Annotated in this window: 6 protein-coding genes; all 6 read left to right on the plus strand. The window is 38.4% G+C overall.

The window, feature by feature from the left end:
* On the plus strand, positions 1 to 1,824 hold a 1,824-nt coding region (locus CJF42_RS27855; RefSeq protein WP_212668866.1), incomplete at its 5' end, for an NHL repeat-containing protein.
* Positions 1,824 to 2,192, plus strand: coding sequence for a hypothetical protein (locus tag CJF42_RS24810; protein ID WP_095369190.1), 369 nt, complete (start codon positions 1,824 to 1,826; stop codon positions 2,190 to 2,192). The genes CJF42_RS27855 and CJF42_RS24810, both read left to right, overlap by 1 nt.
* A 2-nt stretch (positions 2,193 to 2,194) precedes the next feature.
* Positions 2,195 to 2,422 carry a DNA helicase UvrD gene (locus CJF42_RS24815; RefSeq protein ID WP_095369191.1) on the plus strand — a complete coding sequence of 76 codons (228 nt, stop codon included), beginning with the start codon at positions 2,195 to 2,197 and terminating at the stop codon, positions 2,420 to 2,422.
* Positions 2,422 to 3,117 carry a hypothetical protein gene (locus tag CJF42_RS24820; protein WP_095369192.1) on the plus strand — a complete coding sequence of 232 codons (696 nt, stop codon included), beginning with the start codon at positions 2,422 to 2,424 and terminating at the stop codon, positions 3,115 to 3,117. The genes CJF42_RS24815 and CJF42_RS24820 overlap by 1 nt, the downstream gene beginning before the upstream one ends.
* The gene (locus CJF42_RS24825; protein WP_095369193.1) at positions 3,114 to 3,596 is read left to right on the plus strand and encodes a baseplate complex protein; all 483 of its coding nucleotides are present in this window, start codon (positions 3,114 to 3,116) and stop codon (positions 3,594 to 3,596) included. The genes CJF42_RS24820 and CJF42_RS24825 overlap by 4 nt, the downstream gene beginning before the upstream one ends.
* Positions 3,596 to 4,064 (plus strand): hypothetical protein (locus CJF42_RS24830; RefSeq protein ID WP_095369194.1); only part of this gene is annotated, 469 nt, incomplete at its 3' end. The genes CJF42_RS24825 and CJF42_RS24830, both read left to right, overlap by 1 nt.

Consider the following 4,064-nt stretch of genomic DNA (forward strand, 5'->3'; position numbering starts at 1 on the left):
ATATATCACGAAGGAAACCTAACACCCGCAACAATAGACGCGCTACCAACATCTGGCGGTGTAATTACTGGCGATACTAGAGTTGATTTACATACCACTCTAATGTTTGGTCCTGACTCAGTTGGTAGTTACGGAAAAATATGGCATGACGGAAATGATTTTAATATTCAGACTAATAAGAGGTATTTAAACCTTGATGGTCAGGTGTCTGTGGTATTTAGGTCAAACGGAGACGCGCAGTGCTATGTATTTAACGGCGGGATGACATTTTATGATAATAAGCAACTACGACTTGGAAATAGTGCAGATACAAGAATGTATCATGATGGCAGCAATACTAGAATAGAGCAGTACACTGGGAATTTGTACTTTAACTCCTACGGTCATGGTAATGATATTTCATTTAGTGCGAGGAACACAAGCGGAGTATCAAAGAAAGCACTTGAAATAAGCGCAGATGAAAACGTAAGACCTGTGCTTTATTACAACGGAATTGCTAAATTTCATCCAACACCCACAGGCGCGGCGTTAACTGGCGAGCTTACACAGGACGGAATACCAACTCCCACACAGAGCAAGTCTAATTCTTATTATACAAATTTAACCTCCACTTTAACAGTTGGCAAGTCTAGCTTTGGTTCAAATCCTAGATTATTACTATGGGTTGTAAATGATGGCACGATAGAAATTGACGGCAGTACATTCAATGAGGGTGACGTTATAGAAATTCAAAACACAAACCCCGCAGGATTGCTCACTATTAAAAACCCAGACGGCGTACTCCTTGCTCCTGACGGGGTTAATTATGGCAGCACGTCGCATGAAATGACAATATCAAAAGCTTGCTTAATTCGCGTTGCATTTTACGCAACTAACAGTGCAATGGTTCACTTTTCTTCGTCTGAAACTTCATTCAATAACAATATAGGGCTTGGTAACATGGATAAATTTATAAGCAGTTCCGGTGGTGATGTGCCAATAAATTCACTGTGCGAACTGCAAGTAAATGGCGTGGATACATGGGTAAACCCGCAAAGCGGAGCAACTTATTTAAGAAGCGGCTTGGGCGAAGATGATTTGGCTAGCTATCCTCATGCATCTTCTAATTTAATTTTACCAACTGGTTTTTACTTTAATCACGCGGCAGTTGGTGAAGTATCTATCGAGGTATTGAGAGGTTATATTTACATAGCGGGCAATTCAAGCGATGAGATAATACATAAATACACGCTGTCCGGTAATTATGTTGGCGAGTATAACTTGCCTGATGAAATTCAACACATAGTAGGGCTAACAAGTGACGGTGTTGATTTGTGGGTAATGGGCAACTCAAACAAAATATATAAATTTACAGAGGATATGACACAAAAAGAATCGATAACATTAGGTACTACTGGGGGCGGCAGTATTAAAGGCATTGCTTTTAACGGAGCTAGTATCTGGCTGCTTAAGAATTCAAGCAATCACTTTCGAGTGATTGAGTTCTCCGATGATGGAACGCTTACAGGTCGAGCGTTTTCAGGACCGCATATGTCTAGCGGTATAACCTGCGATGGAGGGTTTATTTATATATCAAACACTAACACGGGACATGTATATAAATATTCGGCAGATGGTGCTCCTATGGGGAGAATTCAAATCAACAATAAAAGCAATAATGATACAAATGTTACAAAAGCGTGCGGCATAACATCAAATGGAAGCGGCACCTTTTACGTTACACACAAGGACTTGGCAGAAGTTCATGAAATGAAAAAATCCGTGGGCGCTGAGTATGTTGTGACACAAGGGCGCGGCGTTGAAACATATATGAGGATCGGATAATGACAATCAGAAAAATACCAGTGTACACACCATCAACTGAGCATTTACTTGAAATTAAAATAGATGATATCGCCAATACATTATCTGACTTTAGTGATTCAGATAATAACTATACTCTATTAGAAAACACTAATTACGTAGTTAGAGGTACTTTAGATATACCTAAAAATACATTTACAGTGCCATTTCTAAGAACTGATACGAGCCGTAAATGCTACATGATTGCAACCATTGATGATAATAATAACTTTGAAATCGCCTTGAATTTTAAAACAGGCGGAGAGTGGATTGTAAATACTGAGCTATTAAATTCAGAATTGCCAGAGCCAATGTTTCGAATTGCTGAACACACGTTTAAAGTGGTGTGATTATGAATAAGAATAAAGGCTATATTTTACGCTTACTGATTGTAATAGACGCATTTTTTAATGTGTTACTTTTAAATGGTAGTGAAGACCATACTATAAGCGGTCGAGTCGGTTATAAGGCACACAAAACAAAAAAGAAAAGATGGTTACTTGCTGAAAAAGTTATAAACACGTTATTTTGGTTTGATAAAAACCATTGTTACAACAGCATTGAATGGGATGAAATTTAATGCAAATACCCCCTAGCTTTAATGCCCAACGCGAGCAATTAAATACACTATTAAAAGATGTGGCTGTTATATCTTTACATAGCTATATGACAGCTTCATCAATCAGTAGTGCACAAGCAAGTGAATTACTGGCTGATGCATTAATAGATACAACACGTATTGATAGACCAAGCTATTTTAATGCGGTGGTATTAAATGTAAGTGCCAGTACGAGCAGCCAACTAAACAACCAATTAACCCCCTTTAATGATAAATGCCCGATACCTGTATTTATACAAGCAGCTGCCTACGCTAAAAGTTTAAATACCCTTGATACCGATAAAATGATTTTGCCAACAACTGAGCAAAGTATTGAATGGCAAAACTTAAGCGATTGCCGTTTTATACCTGCATTAGCAAACGCTTTTAATGATTCAAGTTTAGTTTTAGTGGCTGATGAAGGGCGTCTATTAATCACAGATATTGATAGTGAATTAACACATTTAGCAACGTTAAAAAGTCAAAGAGAGCAGCGGTTAACGAATACCACTTTTGAAGTGGGCACAAATTTAACCGTTAATAATTATAACGCTAAGAGTGCCACATCATTGGCGCAGCAACTAAAAAGCTTAGGTAACAATGATACACATTGGGCCTATTGTTGTTTTGTTGGTAGCACTGAACAACTAAAACCAATCAAGGAATTATTTTCATGATTTCAATTGATGGTTGGCGGGTACCAGGTTATGAAACCAAAGTAAGTTGTGGCATTAAATTGGCCGGTGATGATTTAAGTGGTTTTGGCTCTTTTGCACTAAATAGTGATGATGGGGTTAAACCTGCAGTGGTATCGGTTACAACTAAAATACCTTTTTTAGATAGCGCTGAACTGGCTGATTTAATCACTATGGCAAAAGGCACTGATGATAACGGCGCTCGCATAGTGCGTACAATAAACAGTGATGTAACCCAAGCTTACAAAGTCAGAAAGGCTAAATTTGATGGTGATGTAAAATCCGTTGAAGATGAGGAAGTACAAGCGTGGATAGTTACCTTTAAATTATTAGAAAAACTCTCAACAGCAGAGCGAACCCAGCAACAAATAGATGGTACCGCAGCTGAAAACAGTCAAACACAAGTAGTTGATGGCCATAACTCAGTACAACACGCTTTTGAAAATAGTGACGGGCCATAATGAGTGATAGCAACCGACTTACCAAAATATTAACCATAGGCGGCATACAAGTAACTAACTTAGTATCTGATAATGTTAGCTTAGATTTATTTAGCCCAGGGCGCGCCATTTTTAAAGTGGTATGTGACAACGAACCAAGCGGTATGGTTGAATTACACTTAGGGTATCAAGTAACACATATGCAGCCATATTTTTTAGGTGTGATTGAATCTAAACACCAAAGTAATGGCCATTGGTTTTTAACCTGCAGAGAATTATTAGGCGCTTTATCATTTCCTAAGCCTATGGCAATTAGGCACGCCACTGTGCCGGCTGTTTTAAACGAACTCAGTTATTTAGGATTAGAGTTTATTTACCCAAATACCCAATACACCGAACAAGCAGTACCGGCTTTTTATCATCATGGTGATGGCATAAGCGCTTTACGTCAAATTGGCAAAGTATGGGGTATCACTGACTTTATATTTC

The sequence above is a fragment of the Pseudoalteromonas sp. NBT06-2 genome (assembly GCF_002276045.1).
GTDB lineage: Bacteria > Pseudomonadota > Gammaproteobacteria > Enterobacterales > Alteromonadaceae > Pseudoalteromonas.

Excerpts from the sequence above, each read along its gene's own strand:
- CJF42_RS24820 (WP_095369192.1), top strand. The coding sequence starts at position 2,422 with ATGCAAATACCCCCTAGCTTTAATGCCCAACGCGAGCAATTAAATACA.
- CJF42_RS24815 (WP_095369191.1), top strand. The coding sequence starts at position 2,195 with ATGAATAAGAATAAAGGCTATATTTTACGCTTACTGATTGTAATAGAC.
- CJF42_RS24810 (WP_095369190.1), top strand. The coding sequence starts at position 1,824 with ATGACAATCAGAAAAATACCAGTGTACACACCATCAACTGAGCATTTA.
- CJF42_RS24825 (WP_095369193.1), top strand. The coding sequence starts at position 3,114 with ATGATTTCAATTGATGGTTGGCGGGTACCAGGTTATGAAACCAAAGTA.